The 13,651-nt window shown below is 71.5% G+C and carries 13 protein-coding genes and 1 other RNA gene; 4 read left to right on the top strand and 10 right to left on the bottom strand.

Going from position 1 to position 13,651, the window contains the following annotated elements:
* Positions 1 to 218 precede the first annotated feature (218 nt).
* On the bottom strand, positions 219 to 1,088 hold the full coding sequence (gene panB, locus QSK30_RS35910) for a 3-methyl-2-oxobutanoate hydroxymethyltransferase (protein ID WP_285509877.1): 870 nt from the start codon (positions 1,086 to 1,088) through the stop codon (positions 219 to 221).
* A gap of 214 nt (positions 1,089 to 1,302) precedes the next feature.
* On the opposite strand from panB, the gene QSK30_RS35915 reads away from it, so the two are divergent.
* Genes QSK30_RS35915 through QSK30_RS35925 form a run of 3 tightly spaced genes read left to right on the top strand, consistent with a single transcriptional unit; the run spans position 1,303 to position 3,499 of the window.
* Positions 1,303 to 2,421: a M48 family metallopeptidase gene (locus tag QSK30_RS35915; RefSeq protein WP_285509878.1), complete on the top strand. Its 1,119-nt coding sequence runs from the start codon at positions 1,303 to 1,305 to the stop codon at positions 2,419 to 2,421.
* A gap of 50 nt (positions 2,422 to 2,471) precedes the next feature.
* Complete coding sequence (locus tag QSK30_RS35920; RefSeq protein ID WP_285509879.1) at positions 2,472 to 2,942, top strand: hypothetical protein; 471 nt, start codon at positions 2,472 to 2,474, stop codon at positions 2,940 to 2,942.
* 59 nt (positions 2,943 to 3,001) lie between these two features.
* On the top strand, positions 3,002 to 3,499 hold the full coding sequence (locus tag QSK30_RS35925) for a hypothetical protein (RefSeq protein ID WP_285509880.1): 498 nt from the start codon (positions 3,002 to 3,004) through the stop codon (positions 3,497 to 3,499).
* Positions 3,500 to 3,545: 46 nt separating this feature from the next.
* On the opposite strand, the gene QSK30_RS35930 is transcribed toward QSK30_RS35925, so the two are convergent.
* From QSK30_RS35930 to rnpB, 9 genes are all read right to left on the bottom strand, one after another.
* Positions 3,546 to 3,746 (bottom strand): hypothetical protein, encoded by a 201-nt coding sequence (locus QSK30_RS35930; protein ID WP_285509881.1) that lies wholly within the window; start codon positions 3,744 to 3,746, stop codon positions 3,546 to 3,548.
* A 9-nt stretch (positions 3,747 to 3,755) separates the two neighbouring features.
* Positions 3,756 to 4,238 carry a hypothetical protein gene (locus QSK30_RS35935; RefSeq protein WP_352231682.1) on the bottom strand — a complete coding sequence of 161 codons (483 nt, stop codon included), beginning with the start codon at positions 4,236 to 4,238 and terminating at the stop codon, positions 3,756 to 3,758.
* A gap of 11 nt (positions 4,239 to 4,249) precedes the next feature.
* A complete protein-coding gene (locus QSK30_RS35940) occupies positions 4,250 to 5,260 on the bottom strand; it encodes a C40 family peptidase (RefSeq protein WP_285509882.1) in 1,011 nt (336 codons plus the stop codon).
* The gene (locus QSK30_RS35945; protein ID WP_285509883.1) at positions 5,257 to 5,877 is read right to left on the bottom strand and encodes a hypothetical protein; all 621 of its coding nucleotides are present in this window, start codon (positions 5,875 to 5,877) and stop codon (positions 5,257 to 5,259) included. Before QSK30_RS35945 ends, QSK30_RS35940 begins: the two co-directional genes overlap by 4 nt.
* A 3-nt stretch (positions 5,878 to 5,880) precedes the next feature.
* A complete protein-coding gene (locus QSK30_RS35950; protein ID WP_285509884.1) occupies positions 5,881 to 7,911 on the bottom strand; it encodes a magnesium transporter in 2,031 nt (676 codons plus the stop codon).
* Between the two features lie 91 nt (positions 7,912 to 8,002).
* The gene (locus QSK30_RS35955) at positions 8,003 to 10,822 is read right to left on the bottom strand and encodes an ATP-binding protein (RefSeq protein ID WP_285509889.1); all 2,820 of its coding nucleotides are present in this window, start codon (positions 10,820 to 10,822) and stop codon (positions 8,003 to 8,005) included.
* Positions 10,823 to 10,946: 124 nt separating this feature from the next.
* Positions 10,947 to 11,480, bottom strand: coding sequence for a hypothetical protein (locus tag QSK30_RS35960; RefSeq protein ID WP_285509885.1), 534 nt, complete (start codon positions 11,478 to 11,480; stop codon positions 10,947 to 10,949).
* A gap of 19 nt (positions 11,481 to 11,499) precedes the next feature.
* Positions 11,500 to 11,787: a hypothetical protein gene (locus QSK30_RS35965; RefSeq protein ID WP_285509886.1), complete on the bottom strand. Its 288-nt coding sequence runs from the start codon at positions 11,785 to 11,787 to the stop codon at positions 11,500 to 11,502.
* A gap of 386 nt (positions 11,788 to 12,173) precedes the next feature.
* Positions 12,174 to 12,563, bottom strand: an RNA gene (rnpB, locus tag QSK30_RS35970) — RNase P RNA component class A.
* Positions 12,564 to 12,866: 303 nt separating this feature from the next.
* Between rnpB and ssuE the strand changes: the two genes are divergently transcribed.
* Positions 12,867 to 13,433, top strand: a complete 567-nt coding sequence (ssuE, locus tag QSK30_RS35975) for an NADPH-dependent FMN reductase (RefSeq protein ID WP_285509887.1) — start codon at positions 12,867 to 12,869, stop codon at positions 13,431 to 13,433.
* The last annotated feature ends 218 nt before the right edge of the window (positions 13,434 to 13,651 follow it).

Below are 13,651 nucleotides of genomic sequence, written 5' to 3' on the forward strand. Positions count from 1 at the left end.
ACTCGCTTCGTGTGGGGGGAGAGCACCGCTAAACTTGACCTGTGGTGGGGATGCCCTTCACCCCACGCTTTTTCCCCACCGCGGTGCTCTAGGGGCCCCACACGAAGCGAGTTCACTAGATCGAGCCATGCTCGAAACCTGGGCAACGAAGACGGCAGCGCTCAAGCGAGTCCTAGATCGAGCCCACGCTAGCAACCCGGCCAAGCCGCAAACGCAGCTCAGTGGAAAGCGTGCTCAGGGCCGGGGAACTCCCGCCCCCGAACATCCTCCCCAAAAGCCCGAGCAGCCTCCAACAACACCCCAGCCACATCCGCGTACCGCTTCACGAACCGCGGCGCCTTGGCCCGACGGAGTCCGGCCATGTCCTGCCACACCAGCACCTGCCCGTCGCAGTCCGGCCCGGCGCCGATCCCCACCGTCGGCACCCGCAGCTCGTGGGTGACCCGCTTGGCGACCTCGGCGGGCACCATCTCCATCACCACCGCGAACGCCCCGGCCGCTTGCAGGGCCAGTGCGTCGGTGACCACGTGGTCCCCGGCGTCGCCGCGCCCCTGCACGCGGTACCCGCCCAGGTTGTGCTCGCTCTGCGGGGTGAAACCGATGTGCCCCATGACCGGGATACCGGCGTTCGTGATCGCCCGGACGTGCGGCGCGAACGCCTCCCCGCCCTCGAGCTTCACCGCGTGCGCGCGGCCCTCCTTCATGAACCGGACCGCGGTGGTCACCGCCTGCTCCACCGACACCTGGTAGGAGCCGAACGGCAGGTCAGCGACCACGAGGGCGTGCCGCGCGGCCCTGGTCACCGAGCGGACCAGCGGGATCAGCTCGTCGACGGTGACCGGTAGGGAGGTGTCGTAGCCGTAGACGTTGTTCGCGGCGGAGTCGCCGACCAGCAGCACCGGGATGCCCGCCTCGTCGAAGAGCTCGGCGGTGTACATGTCGTAGGCGGTGAGCATGGGCCACGGCTCGCCGCGGTCCTTGAGCTCCTGCAGGTGGTGGATCCGGACGCGCTTGGCGGGCTTGGCGCCCGGTGCCGCGGTGCCGGTCCCGTAGGGGGCGGTCTGCTCGGGATTGTGCTCAGCGGACATCGCCATATCAGACATCGCTGTACCGTCCTTCCCTCGAAGCCCGCGTCATCGCGGGTCCCCGGGTATGTGCGGAGGGCTTACCGCCCAAGCGTGACACCAGGCAAGCGGCCATCGCGACCCGGTGGGACGGACTTCACAGCACAATCGCAGGTCAGCACGGGTCGACGATCGCCCACGAACGAAACAGCCCCCGGTTCGGCAGCGATACCCGACCGTGCGCACAACCTGGGGGCGTGGGCTCGCGAGCCTGCGCGTGTCCTTCGCCGAGAAGATCTCCGCCCGCTTGTTCACCGCTGTCACCGCCGGGCCGATGACCCGGCCCGGTCGCGACGCCGCGACCTGGGCGGCGGCTGCGGTCGCCGCGGTGGTCCACTTGTTCACCCTCGGTCTGGTGGTCTTGGCCGGGTTGCTGCTGGTGAACGCCAAGGCGGGGTTCCCGCTGATCCCGATCGTCGCCGCGATCGCCCTGGTCGGGCTGGCCTTCCTGATGCGTCCCCGACTGGGCCGGCTGCACCGCGACGCGGAGGTGGTGGACCGCGAAACGGCGCCCGAGCTCTACGGCCTGGCCGATCGGGTGGCCGACGCCCTCGGCGCGCGCCGGGTCTGGCGGATCGTGCTGAGCCCCCAGTACAACGCGTCCTACGAGCAGGTCGGCCTGCGCAGGCGGCCGGTCCTGACCATCGGCTACCCGCTGTGGAACGTGCTCACCGCGCAGGAGCGGGTGGCCGTGCTGGGCCACGAGCTCGGCCACGGCGTCAACGGTGACAGCCGGCGGGGCCTGCTGGTCGGCTCCTCGTACACCAGCCTGGCCGAGCTCTACCGCACCCTGCGCACCGATCCCGGCGACAGCGGTGACACTCTGGCAGCGGTGGGCTCGACGCTGGCCCGGGCGGCGACGTTCGTGCTGTCGCTGCCGGTGCTGGGCCTGCTGCTCGCGCAGGACCGGCTGCTCGGCCAGGCCGGTCAGCGGGCCGAGTACTTCGCCGACCACCTCGCCGCCGACCTCGCGGGTGTCGAGGCGACGCGGTCGGCGCTGGCCAAGCTGCGCTTCAGCGGCGGTGTCGTGCGCAACCTGCGCACCGCCGTGCTGCGCCGCGACCATGACGTCTGGGCCGCCTCCCGCACCTGGCTCGCGACGGCCGAACCGGACCCGCGTCCCGAGCAGCCGCACCGCGTCGACGCGGGCCACCCCAGGACCGAACTGCGGGTGGACGCGCTGGCGGCCCGGCAGTACGGCCCCGCGAAGGTGATCAGCACCCGGCACGACGCGGCGGCGATGGACCGCGAGCTGGAGCCGCACCTGCGTGAGATTGTCTCGGCCCTGCGCGGCTGAATGGCCGAACCGCCACCGAGACGGCGGTCCGGCCAGCTAATTTGATCACCGTGTACGACCTGACCGACCTGAGCTCCCGACCGCAGGACCCGACGACCCTGATGGTCGTCCGCCGATCGCTGCACCGGGTCACCGCCGTGGCCGGGATCGCGTTGCTCGTGCTGCACTACCGGGCCCCACTGCCCAGCCCTGGACTGCCCGCCACGCTGGCGGTCGGCTGGCCCGCCGCGGTGCTCGGCACCGGCGCGGTGCTGCTGCGGCGGTTGGTGCCCAACCTGCCCGAGGCGCACTCGGCCATCCGCGCCTCGGCGGGCGTCATCGCGCTGACGATCGGGTTGGGGCTCTTCGTGTTCCAGCCCGACACGGGGTCCCCGCTCATCGCGGACCCGGTGCTCGGCCTCTCGCTCGCGCACCTGGCGACGGCGGTGGGCACCGTCCTGCTGTGCGCCTACGGCCTGCTCGGCGTACTCGCCTTCCGAGACCCGGACGCGGTGATCGGTGTCCCGGTGCCGCGCGGCTGAACGGGGCAATCACGGCCGATCGGCGGCGGGAGCCGAACCGGCCGGCTAAGTTGATCACCGTGTCCGATGAGCCCGCGGAAGTCGCCCACCAGGAACCGCTGAGCGGTGCGGAACCGAAGACCGGCGATGAACGGGAACCAGCCGCGGAACCGACGACGATCACGTTCGTCCGGCGGTACCTGAGCTGGGTCACCGCGGTGAGCGGGGTGGTGTTGCTCGCGCTGTCGGTCCTGGTCCCCTACCGCGGCCCCGGGACCTCGATGGCGCTGACGTGCGGCCTGGCCGCGATCGTCTCCGGCGGGCGCTCGATCTGGCTCCGCCGATCGCGACCCGACCGGCCCGAGGCCCCCTCGGACTTCGGCGCGGCGGTGAGCCTGTTCTCGTTCGGATCGGGGATCTTCGCCGTCCCCTACCTGTTCGACTACAGCGCCGAGGGCCGGTTCGAACTCGACCCGGCCACCGGCTTCTCGACCGAGGCGCTCGGCGGCGCCGCGACGATCACCCTGCTGCTGGCCAACGGCCTCGCGGGTCTGCTCGCCTGGTGGGCGGTCGACTGACGCGGGCCCGGAGGCCGGGCCCGCGACGGCTCAGTCGGCGCGCGGGTCAGTCGTCGTCACCGCTCCAGGCGCGGTCTGCCTTGTCTGCCGCCTGGGTGCGCTCGCGGGCGATGTCCAGCGCCCGCGCGGCGGTGGCCCGGTCCGGGTAGGGGCCGAGCCGGTCGATGGACTTGGCCAGGTTGCCGTGTTCGACCTCGTTGGTGCGGGTGTTGAACCACCAACCGTCGTCCGGGTTGTTGTCCGTCATACCTTCCAGCTAACCCCAGTTGGGTGCCTGCTGCACCGGGAAACCACGCGGCGGGGTGTCCTGGTTGGCGTTGAGGTGCTGGCTCGGGATCGGGTCCAGGCAGGAGACCAGGACCTCCTGGCGCTCCGGCTGCTCGATCTTGCGGCCGTTGCGCTCGCGGTAGACCAGCTCACCGTCGGCGTCGATCTCGGCGATGCAGCCGACCTCGGCCAGCTGCTCCTCGTCGAGGTCGACCAGCCGCTCGCGGCGGGAGGGCACCACGCGGTACTCCGGCCAGTCCAGGTGCGCGTAGACCTGGTGGAACTCGTGCAGCAGGTGCGCCATGTGCTGCTGCCACGGCAGCGGCATCGCCTCGGCCAGCGAGCGCGGCAGCACGACGTAGCCCTCGCTGACGCCCGGCCGCGGTCCGCTGCCCAGGAAGTCCCGGATCGGGGCGGCGGGCGCGGGTGGGCCGGAGTGGCGGGGGATCGGCCCCGGTGAGTACATGTTCATCAGCCCTCTTCTCAAACCCCCGGCCGCACGGCCTGGTTCATCAGCTCGCCCTCGGTCCAGGACACGGGCCGGATGTGCACGGGGACGCCGGTCTGCTGCGCCTCGACGATCTTCCCATCCCCCAGGTACATCGCCACATGGTGAATCGTGGCGGGGTTGGACTCGTCGTAGGCCCAGAACAGCAGGTCGCCCGGCTGGGCCTGCTCGACCGGCAGCAGCGCGCCCGCCTTGTACTGCTCGCGCGAGGTGCGCGGCAGGGTGATCCCCGCCGAGCGGTAGGACTGCAGCATCAGGCTGGAGCAGTCGTAGGAGCCCTGCTGGTCGGTGCCCGCGCCCCAGACGTAGGGCTTTCCCTGCTGCCCCAACGCGAACTGCATCGCGCCGCCCGCGGCCTGGGTCGGGGCGGGGAGCAGGTTGCCGAAACCGGTGCCGCAGCCGGTGAAGTTCTCCACCTGGCCGAGGTCGCCGATCAGGTGCGCGGCCATCGACTCCCAGCGGTGGTACCGGTCCGGGAAGGCCGAGCGCTCGACGTCCTGGGCGGACTCGCCGGGGCGCTGCTGCTCCCACTCCGGCACGGTCTGCAGCACGTCGTAGAACTTGTTGATGGCGTACGTCGGGTTGGTGACCTCGAGCTTGCTGCCCCAGCCCATCGACGGCCGCATCTGGAAGATGCCGAGCGAGTCGCGGTCGCCGTAGTTCAGGCTGCGCAGCCCGGACTCGGTCATCCCCGCCTGGATCGCCACCTGCCACGCGCGCGGGGACAGGTTGCGCTGCTTGCCGATGGTGATGATCAGTGCCACGGTGCCGCGCTGCTCGTCGGTGAGCCCGGCGGCGTCGCCCGCCCCGGAGCCCGCCGGGCCGGTGCTGCTCGGGCCGAGGCTGGCGTTGCAGCTGCGCAGGCTCACCGCCTGGGCCTGCTGCTCGGCCTGCCCCTGCTCCACCACCGAGGTGATCGCCCCGGTGCTGATCACGGTGGTGAACACGGCCACCACCACGCCGCCGATGATCAGCGCCGTCTTCATCTCTGCTCCAGGTCGTAGTCCGCGACCTTCCAACCGCGACCGGTGTCGATCACCGTCACGTGCAGGGTCCCCTTGTCCGTCGACACCTCGGCCTCCACTGACTTCGCGAACGAGACGGCCGCGCGGGCGGGGCCGGTGACCTTGGTTGCGGGCACGTTGGCCGGTTCGACCTTGGCCATCACGGCCATGTACTCCTCGGTCGTGAACGGCCGGAGCCGGTCGAGCCAGTCCTGGGCGGTGACGCCCTCGGGGTGGTCCACCCAGCGCTCGGCCCACTTGGTGACCGTGTCCAGCGCCTGCGCCGGTGCCTGGGTCTGGCTGGTGGGGCTCGGGGTGGAGGTGATCCGGGTGGGCAGCGAGGTGGTCGGGGTGCTGGGCAGACCGGCGTCCGGGCGCGGACCCGGCCGGGTTGTCGTGGTCTGGGCCGTGCGCGAGCCGCCCGCGGCGACCTCAGTGCCGCCCTTGTTCCCGACGACCTTGGGCACCAGGATGCTCGCCGCGGTCAGCACCACCGCGGCGATGAACACGGCCACGCCCAGGTGGCGGGGGGAGCGCAGCGGCCACCCCCAGAGCTTCCGGTAAACCGCGGCGCGGCCGCGGTTGGTGCGGATCGGCACGGGTCACCTCACCACCGCGTCGTTACCGCGCGGGCCGTCGTTGAGCGGCACCCGGCGGGGCGGGGGGTTGTCGGCGACCTCCAGGCCGCGCGAGGGGCGGTAGACCATGTGCACGGGCCTGCCCGCGACCATCTCCACGTCGGCCGCGCGCGGCGGCGGGGTGGTCGGGGCGGGCTCGATCGGCGTCTCGAACTCGCCGCGCCTGCTGGACACCATGGACGGGATCACCACGGCGTCCTCGCCGCGGTCCCAGCCGCGGTCGGCGACCGGCACGGTGTCGGCGGTGCGGCTGGTGGCCGAGCCGATGGCCAGCCGGGCCGGGCCGCGGCCGGACCCGCCACCGCCCTCGATGACCAGCTCGCCGTCGATGTCGGGCCTGCTCGCCGCGATGCCGGGGCGGGGTGCGCCGATGGCCGCGGCGGGCCTGCGCACGTCCATCCGCTCGGCGTGCGCGGTGACCGGGTTGCTGGCCTCCGGGCGCGGCCTGCGACCGCCGGTGGTGGTGGTCCGGGCGAGCGCGCCCGCCTCGGCCTCCTCGCCGTCGCGGACGTTCTCCCAGAAGTCGTCCTGCGGGGTGGGGCCGTCGTGCTTGTTGCGCCGGAAGCGGGAGAAGATCCCGCCGCCCATCCCGGGCATCGAGGCACCGGCGGCGCCGACCGAGAGCTCCAGCATCTGCCACATCCGCCGCGCGGGGCGGCCGACGATGAAGAACACCAGGGTGACGATCGCGGCCAGCAGCATCTGGGTGAGCAGCGAGAGCTTGGCCTCCGGGGAGAAGATCAGCTCCAGGAACTTGAAGTGGATGCCCGCCAGCATGGCCAGCACCAGCACGTTGAGCACCACCGCGCCCACGGCTCGACCGACCTTGCGCAGGATGTCGTGGTGGATCAGCGCGACCAGGCCGATCACCGGCGCGGCCAGCGCCAGGATCCGCAGCAGCAGCTGGGCCAGCAGCACCGCGAGCTTGGCGAAGAGCTGGAACAGGGAGTACACGATGGACTGGAACAGGGCCAGCACGCCGGCGCCGGTGCGGCTGCCGTCGGTGCCCTTGAAGTAGCCGGTCGCCGGGCCGAGCTGGGTGGCGATGGTCTTGTACTCGTTCTTCTTCGCCTGCTCGGCGGCGTTGTCGGCGTCGCGGCCGGAGACCAGGTCCTCGCGGGTCCAGGCCTGCGCGTCGAGCAGCTTGCGGCCGAAGTCGCGGGCCTGCGGGCTGTCCGGGCTGCCGAACTCACCGCGCAGCCAGTTCTCGTAGACGATCTTGTTGTGCAGGTCGGTGGGCAGGATGTGCCGCACCACCCGGTCTTCCTCCGGGTCGACGAACCCCGCCTGGATGCCGGTGGTGGTGCGCACGATCGTGTCGTCGATGCGGTCGTAGTTGGCCACCAGGACCGCCGAGGACGCCGCCAGCCACATGCCCGCCAGCGCGAACAGCGCCCGTTTGGACACCGTGGCCAGGTCGCCCTTCCAGATCTGGCGGAACAGCAAGATGGCCAGCAGCAGCATGAACACGCTGAACAGCTGGGTGTAGATGTTGTTGAACACCGAGTCGGCGGCCTTGCCGATCTGGTCGTTGAGCCCGCCGAGCACGCCGCCGGTCATCAGCGTGTAGTGCAGCGAGTTGGTGGCGCCGACGATGTTCTTGGCGACGTTGAACAGCTCGTTGCCCGCCCAGTTGTCGATCGTGGCACCGGGGTCGCTGACCCCGGCGGGCACGATGCCACCGCAGGACTCGTCGTAGACGTTCCACACCATGCCCGCGTAGCCGTAGTACAGGTACGGGCTGTCCGCCTCGCCGTTGCCCTGCGGCGGGTCGAGCGCGCCGACCATGCCCGAGCCAGGGCGCTCCGGGTTGGGCACGCAGGCGTCGTTGGCCTGGGCGAACGCGGGGCTGCCGAGCACCGCCTGGAACGCGAGCACGCCGACGACCGCGAGCATCGAGACGGTGCGGCGCGAGAACGCCTGGCCGCGCCGTCTCCGACGCCGCCGCGCCGCGAGCAGCAGCGTGGCGGCGGCCACCACCAGGAGCGTGTTCATGTGACGTCCACCAACCTCGCCGAGCTCGGGTCACCGGGCACTAGCTTGATCAACTTAGCCAACCGGACCGGCGGGTGGGATACCCCGCCGTTCATGCCGCGTCCTCGCGACCGCGCTTCTTCCCGCCTGCCGAACCCTTCGTCCCGTCCGGGCCCTCGCCCCGGTCCCCGGGCAGCGGTTCGCCCAGGAAGTCGTCCTCGGTGAGGCCGAGCTCGAACTCCGCCGCCCGCTCGAACTCCTCGTCACTGGCCATGGTCGAGCCGTCGACCGGCTCGAAGTCGAACTCGCTGGGCATCACCGCGGCGCTGGCCTGCGGCGCCGAGTCGGCGAGCAGCCGCTTGGCGCCCTCGCGCTGCGCGTCCGGGGTGGTGTCCATGACGGTGCGCAGGTGGTCGAGGTGCTCGCCGGAGAGGTCGATCCGGATCCGCTCCACGCCGCCGGCGCCGTCGCCGAAGATGAACTGCCGCGGCGCGGTGTCGCGCTCGACCAGCCCGCGCTGCACGCCCGGGCGGCGGCCGAGGCTGGCGATGACCTGCTCGTAGCCCGCGCCGATCGGGACCTTGAGCAGCCGCAGCGCGTCGGCCTGGGCGCTGTCGTCGTCGAGCCTGCCGATGAACACCGAGTCCAGCAGCGTCACGAAGCCCTGGATCTTGAGGAAGTCGGCCGGGATCTGCGAGGACAGCAGCACCCGCACGTTCCACTTGCGGGAGTCGCGGGCGAACCGGTTCATCAGCACCCGGCCGGTGGGCACCTCGGAGAGGAAGAACGCCTCGTCGATCCAGACGCCCTTGCGCATGTCCTTGGGCTTCTCGTAGATCGAGCGCTGGGTGAGCCAGGCGGCCAGGTTGAGCATCTCCACGCCGAGCGCCTCGGCGTCGGTCCAGTGCTCGCGGCCGACGCCGTCCTTGGGCAGGGTCAGGCCCGCCATGGTCAGCACGGTCATCCGGTCGTCGCGCTGCTCGTCGTAGGGGTCGGCGCCGCGCTCGGGGATGAGCAGCGACATCCGCTCGCGCATCTCGTCGAGGAAGTCGGCCACCACCACGGCGTGCTCGTGGTGCTCGCTGGCGTCGCGGCGCAGCGCGTCGAACACCAGGCTCGGGTCGGCGTCCGCGCGGCCGCCGACGGTGCGCACCGCGCGCAGCAGCACGATCCGGCTCTGCGGCAGCCGGGCGACCTCGTAGGGCAGCAGGCCGGACAGCACGTCGAGCACCAGGCGGCGGCGGGTGGCCGCGGCCAGCGCCTTCTCCCGGCGCCAGGCCCGCTCGGGGTCCTCCTCGTCGAGGAAGTGGTCCAGCTTGGGCTCGGCCACCACCCGGTACGGGTTGAGGATGCCCGCCTGGGCGTTGAGCAGGTTGATCGGCCGGGCGTACGGGCGCAGCTCGGGCAGGTCGCACAACCGGGCCAGCGGGCCGGACGGGTCCAGGATCGTCCAGTGCGCCCCGGCGCGCAGCGTCTTGTAGACGATGCCGCCACCGAGGAAGGACTTGCCGCCACCGAGCCCGGCGACCATCGCGGTCAGGCCGGAGCCGTCCCGGATCTCCTGGGCCATCCAGGGGTCCCAGGCCACCGGGCGCCGGGTGGCCGTGCAGGTCTCGCCGAGCAGGATGCCGCGCCGGTCGCCGACCTCGGCGGTGGCCGTGGGGACCGCGGAGGCCGCCCACACGACCGACCCGCGGCGCAGGTAGGCGCTCGAGGCCAGCGGCTCGCCCGGGATGAACTCGCGGGCCATCGCGTACTGCGCCTCGGGGTGCTCGATGGCGACCTTGGGCTTGTACAGGTCGAGCAGCTGCTGGGCCAGCCGCAGCGCGTCGCGCTCGGTCGGCCCGGAGACCGCCAGCCGCCACCAGGACCGCACCCGGGTGGCCAGCGCGGTGAAGCCGGAGGTCATCTCGTCGTCGATCTCCAGCACCCGGCTCGCCTGCCGGGCCAGCGACTGCGGCGGCTCCAGCTCGTGCTCGTCGGTGTAGTGCTTGACCTGCGAGCGGACCTTGTTCATCTGCCGCTGCAGCTCGCCCTGGACCTCCTCGGGCTTGCGCACGTAGATCCGCGCGGACCACTCGACCGAGGCGGGCAGCCGGTCGCTGCGCTGCACCCACGGGTCGTCGATCTCGGGGATCTGCAGGCCGTGCATCATGCCCACGGTCAGCACGGTGACGTGCCGGGTGACCCCGGCGTTGGAGCCGGTGCGCCCGCGCACGGTGACCGTGGGGGCGTACGGGTCCTGGTGGAAGTCGGCGGCGTCGGTGAAGCTGGCCAGGTCCTCGGGCTCCCAGGCCGCGCCGGGCACCGCGGGCATGTTGCGCGGCGCGGGCAGGCCCAGCGAGCACGAGCGGTGCATCAGCCAGGACATCTCCTCGGCGGTGGCCGCCCGGCCCTCCAGCCCGGCCGAGCCGATCACCTGGTCGAGGTGCTCGACCTCGCTCTCGATGGCCAGCAGCTCGGCGTCGACCGCGTCCGGGAAGACCTTGCGCAGCAACGGCGCCGCGCGCTCGACGGCCCGGTCGACCACGTTGCGGGTCTGCACCTGGACGCCGAGGTAGACCTCCTTCTCGGCCATCGACCGGCCGAGCAGCTGCTGCTGCTCGCCGATGAGGTAGTCGTCGAAGCTCAGCGCGCCGGGCACGTCCGGCAGCCTGCCGACCGCGTTGTGCACGTGCGCCTCGGCCCACATCCGGATCGGGTAGGGCCGGGTGGTGACCCGCAGGTGCAGCCAGCGCCCGGCCAGCTCGGCGTACTGGCCCGCGATCGCGGCGACCAGGTCCTGGCGCTGGGAGTCCGAGCGGAACGACCAGCGCTGCGGGGCCAGCCGGTACCAGGCGTAGACGTCGGTGCCGGTGCGCAGCAGGTGGCCGTCGATGGTGCGCGCGGCGATCTCCGGGGTGTAGCTGGGGATGCTCTGCTCCCCCGGCAGCCGTTTGCCGCGCTTGCCCGGCGGCTGCGCCTGCTGGTAGCGCGCGCTGTGCCGCTCCCGGCCCTGCGCGGTGCGGTCGTGCGGATGTCCCGCCGGGTACGGCGCGAGCACATCCTGCTCACGCTTACGGCGTCCGAACACCGCTGACCTCCCTGTTCCTGGTCCTGTTGGTCATCTCGCCCGCGCGCCGGTCGCGGCGGGGGTCGGCCGAACGCGCCTCGCGCGCCTTGCGGCGGGCCTCCTCGGCCCGGCGCGCGGTCTTGGCGCGCCTGCGGTCCTCGCGCTTGGTGGGGCGCCTGCGCGGCAGCTCCGCGTGCACGCGGACCTGGGCCGCGCTCACGGCGCCGCCGTTGCCCGAGCCGATCTCGCGGGGGGCGTTGAGCTCGCGCACCCACATGGTCAGCACCGCGCCGAGCGGGCGCTCGTGGCTGATCCGGGACGTGATGAGCATGGTCAGCCCGATGGTGGCCACCAGGCCCCAGGCGAACGACCAGAACAGGCCGATGCCCACGTTGCGCAGCACGGTGAGCACGAGCAGGAAGACGACGGTGCCCACACCCCACGCCACGTACCTGGCGCGCCACGGGAAGGTGGCCTTGGGCGGGCCGAGCCACACGGCGTCGACCCGGTAGACCTCGTCGTCGGTGCGTATCCGCACGTCAGTTCACCGGGCCTGATCAGCCGGTGAACAGGCCGGCGATCCACCGGCCGATGCCTTCGCCCGCGTTGGTGACCGCGAGGCCGATGATGGCCAGCGCCACGATCACGCCACCGAGGCGCTTCATCACGCCCGCGTTGTCGCCCTTGCCGCCGCCGAGCCAGAGCAGCAGGAGCGCGACGATGAGCAGGAGCAGGGGGATGACGTTGTCGAGGATCCAGGTGCGCAAGCCGCTGGTGCCGACGGACGTTCCCGGTTGCTGTTGCTGGGCGAGGTCAACGAGGGCGGCGATGGTCGGGGTAGTCATGTCGATCTCCCTAGTGCGCGGAGCGGTCCGGGGGCGTCCTGCTCTGCGCGGCAGGTCTGTGCTGTGCCCCGTCGAGTAGAGCACGTGAGGCACACGGTTGTCATTACTATCGGTAGCTAGGAGGACGCGTTCCGTAGAGCCAAGTGCCCTTCCTCCGTCCAGTGCGGCTGCCATCTGACCACACCATCATCATCCTGTGCGGCCCGGTCAGAACCCCCGACCACTCGATTTTCCTAGTCATCGCGGTGATTCACCCGCATGCGACGCCACCTTCACCCTGAGTGAGGCAACTCACAGGGTTTTCCTGGGCAACGTGCGTGCAAAGTTACTCCAATCGGTGTAGGGCCAATCGGGTAACGCTGTCGTCGAACCGGTGCGGACAGGGGCGGGCGAGTCGGCTCGTAAGCCGGATCCTGTCTCCCGGGACCCGCGCCCCGGGTGGCGACCATCCATCTAGGCCTGCCGTCGCCGGCAGGCTCGTGCGGCCTACCCGCAGACTCGGGCGGGCAGCCCTCGAACGTCTGCGCAGGAGCCTCGCGGCTCCCTCTTGGCCTTGCTCCGGGTGGGGTTTACCTAGCCACCCCGGTCACCCGGGGTGCTGGTGGTCTCTTACACCACCGTTTCACCCTTACCCGGCCGTTGCCGACCGGGCGGTCTGTTCTCTGTGGCACTTTCCCGCGAGTCACCTCGGGTTGCCGTTAGCAACCACCCTGCCCTGCGGAGTCCGGACTTTCCTCGGCGGTGGTTCACACCGCCGCGGCCGCCCGGCCGACTCGCCCGCAGATCAAGGATACGGCCCGGCACCGGTGCCCCCGCACCTCCCATGGCATCGACTCCGTTGCGCCTGGCCACCCGCCCGTGCGGTGCCCACGGGCGCGGTCCACGCACTGGCCCCGCCGTCCCATCGGGTGGACACCGTTGAGCCGGGGTGCCCGCGCTGATCTACTCGTGGCATGTCCGGTGACCGTGTTCTCACCCGGCGCAGGCACGTGGACTTCCTCCTCGTCGCAGGCGGTGTCTGTTCGGGCTGACGAACCACTCGCCAGCCCTAGCCGAGCACCATCCCCGAGGAGGGGACCATGGGGTCGATCCTGATCATTTCGGGCAGCCCGTCGCCCAGCGCGCGGGCGGGCATCCTGGTCACGCACGTGGCCAACCACCTCCGCGAGCGCGGCGAGACGGTCACCGTGCTGACCGTGCGGGACCTGCCCACGGTCAGCCTGCTCGCCGAGGACACCGGCGACCCGGCCATCCGCGCCGCCATCGACCTGGTCTCGTCCGCCGACGGCCTGGTGGTCGCCAGCCCGGTCTACCGGGCCGCCTACAGCGGGCTGGTGAAGTCACTGCTCGACCTGCTGCCCACCGGCACGCTGGCGGGCAAGGCGGTGCTCCCGCTGGCCACCGGCGGCACCCAGGGCCACCTGGTCGCCATCGACGGCGTACTGCGGCCCCTGCTGTTCGCCATGGGCGCCACCAAGGTGCTGCAGGGCCACTTCCTGCTCGACCAGATGATCGCCGACGAGCACGAGGGCGGCGTGGTCCGCCCACTGGCCGCCGCTGCGCTGGCAGAGGTGCTGGCCGGGCTCACGGACGCTGTGGCCCGCAGGCGGCAGACGGCACCACTGGCCAGCTCGGCGACAGCCTAGATTTATTTGTTGCCATCTTCGCTCTTAGATCTTGAATCTTTCAATCTCTAAATCTTGAAGTCTCTAAATGCCGAGCCCGCTGGTACGCAACACCCGTTACGTTTGTGCTCGATTGGGTGGACTGCCTTCGTGTGGGGGGAGAGCACCGCTAAACTTGCCGTGGGTGGGGATGCCCTTCACCCGCCCTTTTTTCACCACCGCGGTGCTCTAGGGGCCCC

It is taken from the genome of Actinokineospora sp. NBRC 105648 (assembly GCF_030269645.1).
Lineage (GTDB): Bacteria > Actinomycetota > Actinomycetes > Mycobacteriales > Pseudonocardiaceae > Actinokineospora.

Excerpts from the sequence above, each read along its gene's own strand:
- QSK30_RS35940 (WP_285509882.1), bottom strand. The coding sequence starts at position 5,260 with ATGAAGACGGCGCTGATCATCGGCGGCGTGGTGGTGGCCGTGTTCACC.
- QSK30_RS35950 (WP_285509884.1), bottom strand. The coding sequence starts at position 7,911 with ATGAACACGCTCCTGGTGGTGGCCGCCGCCACGCTGCTGCTCGCGGCG.
- QSK30_RS35965 (WP_285509886.1), bottom strand. The coding sequence starts at position 11,787 with ATGACTACCCCGACCATCGCCGCCCTCGTTGACCTCGCCCAGCAACAG.
- panB (WP_285509877.1), bottom strand. The coding sequence starts at position 1,088 with ATGTCCGCTGAGCACAATCCCGAGCAGACCGCCCCCTACGGGACCGGC.
- QSK30_RS35930 (WP_285509881.1), bottom strand. The coding sequence starts at position 3,746 with ATGACGGACAACAACCCGGACGACGGTTGGTGGTTCAACACCCGCACC.
- QSK30_RS35935 (WP_352231682.1), bottom strand. The coding sequence starts at position 4,238 with ATGAACATGTACTCACCGGGGCCGATCCCCCGCCACTCCGGCCCACCC.
- ssuE (WP_285509887.1), top strand. The coding sequence starts at position 12,867 with ATGGGGTCGATCCTGATCATTTCGGGCAGCCCGTCGCCCAGCGCGCGG.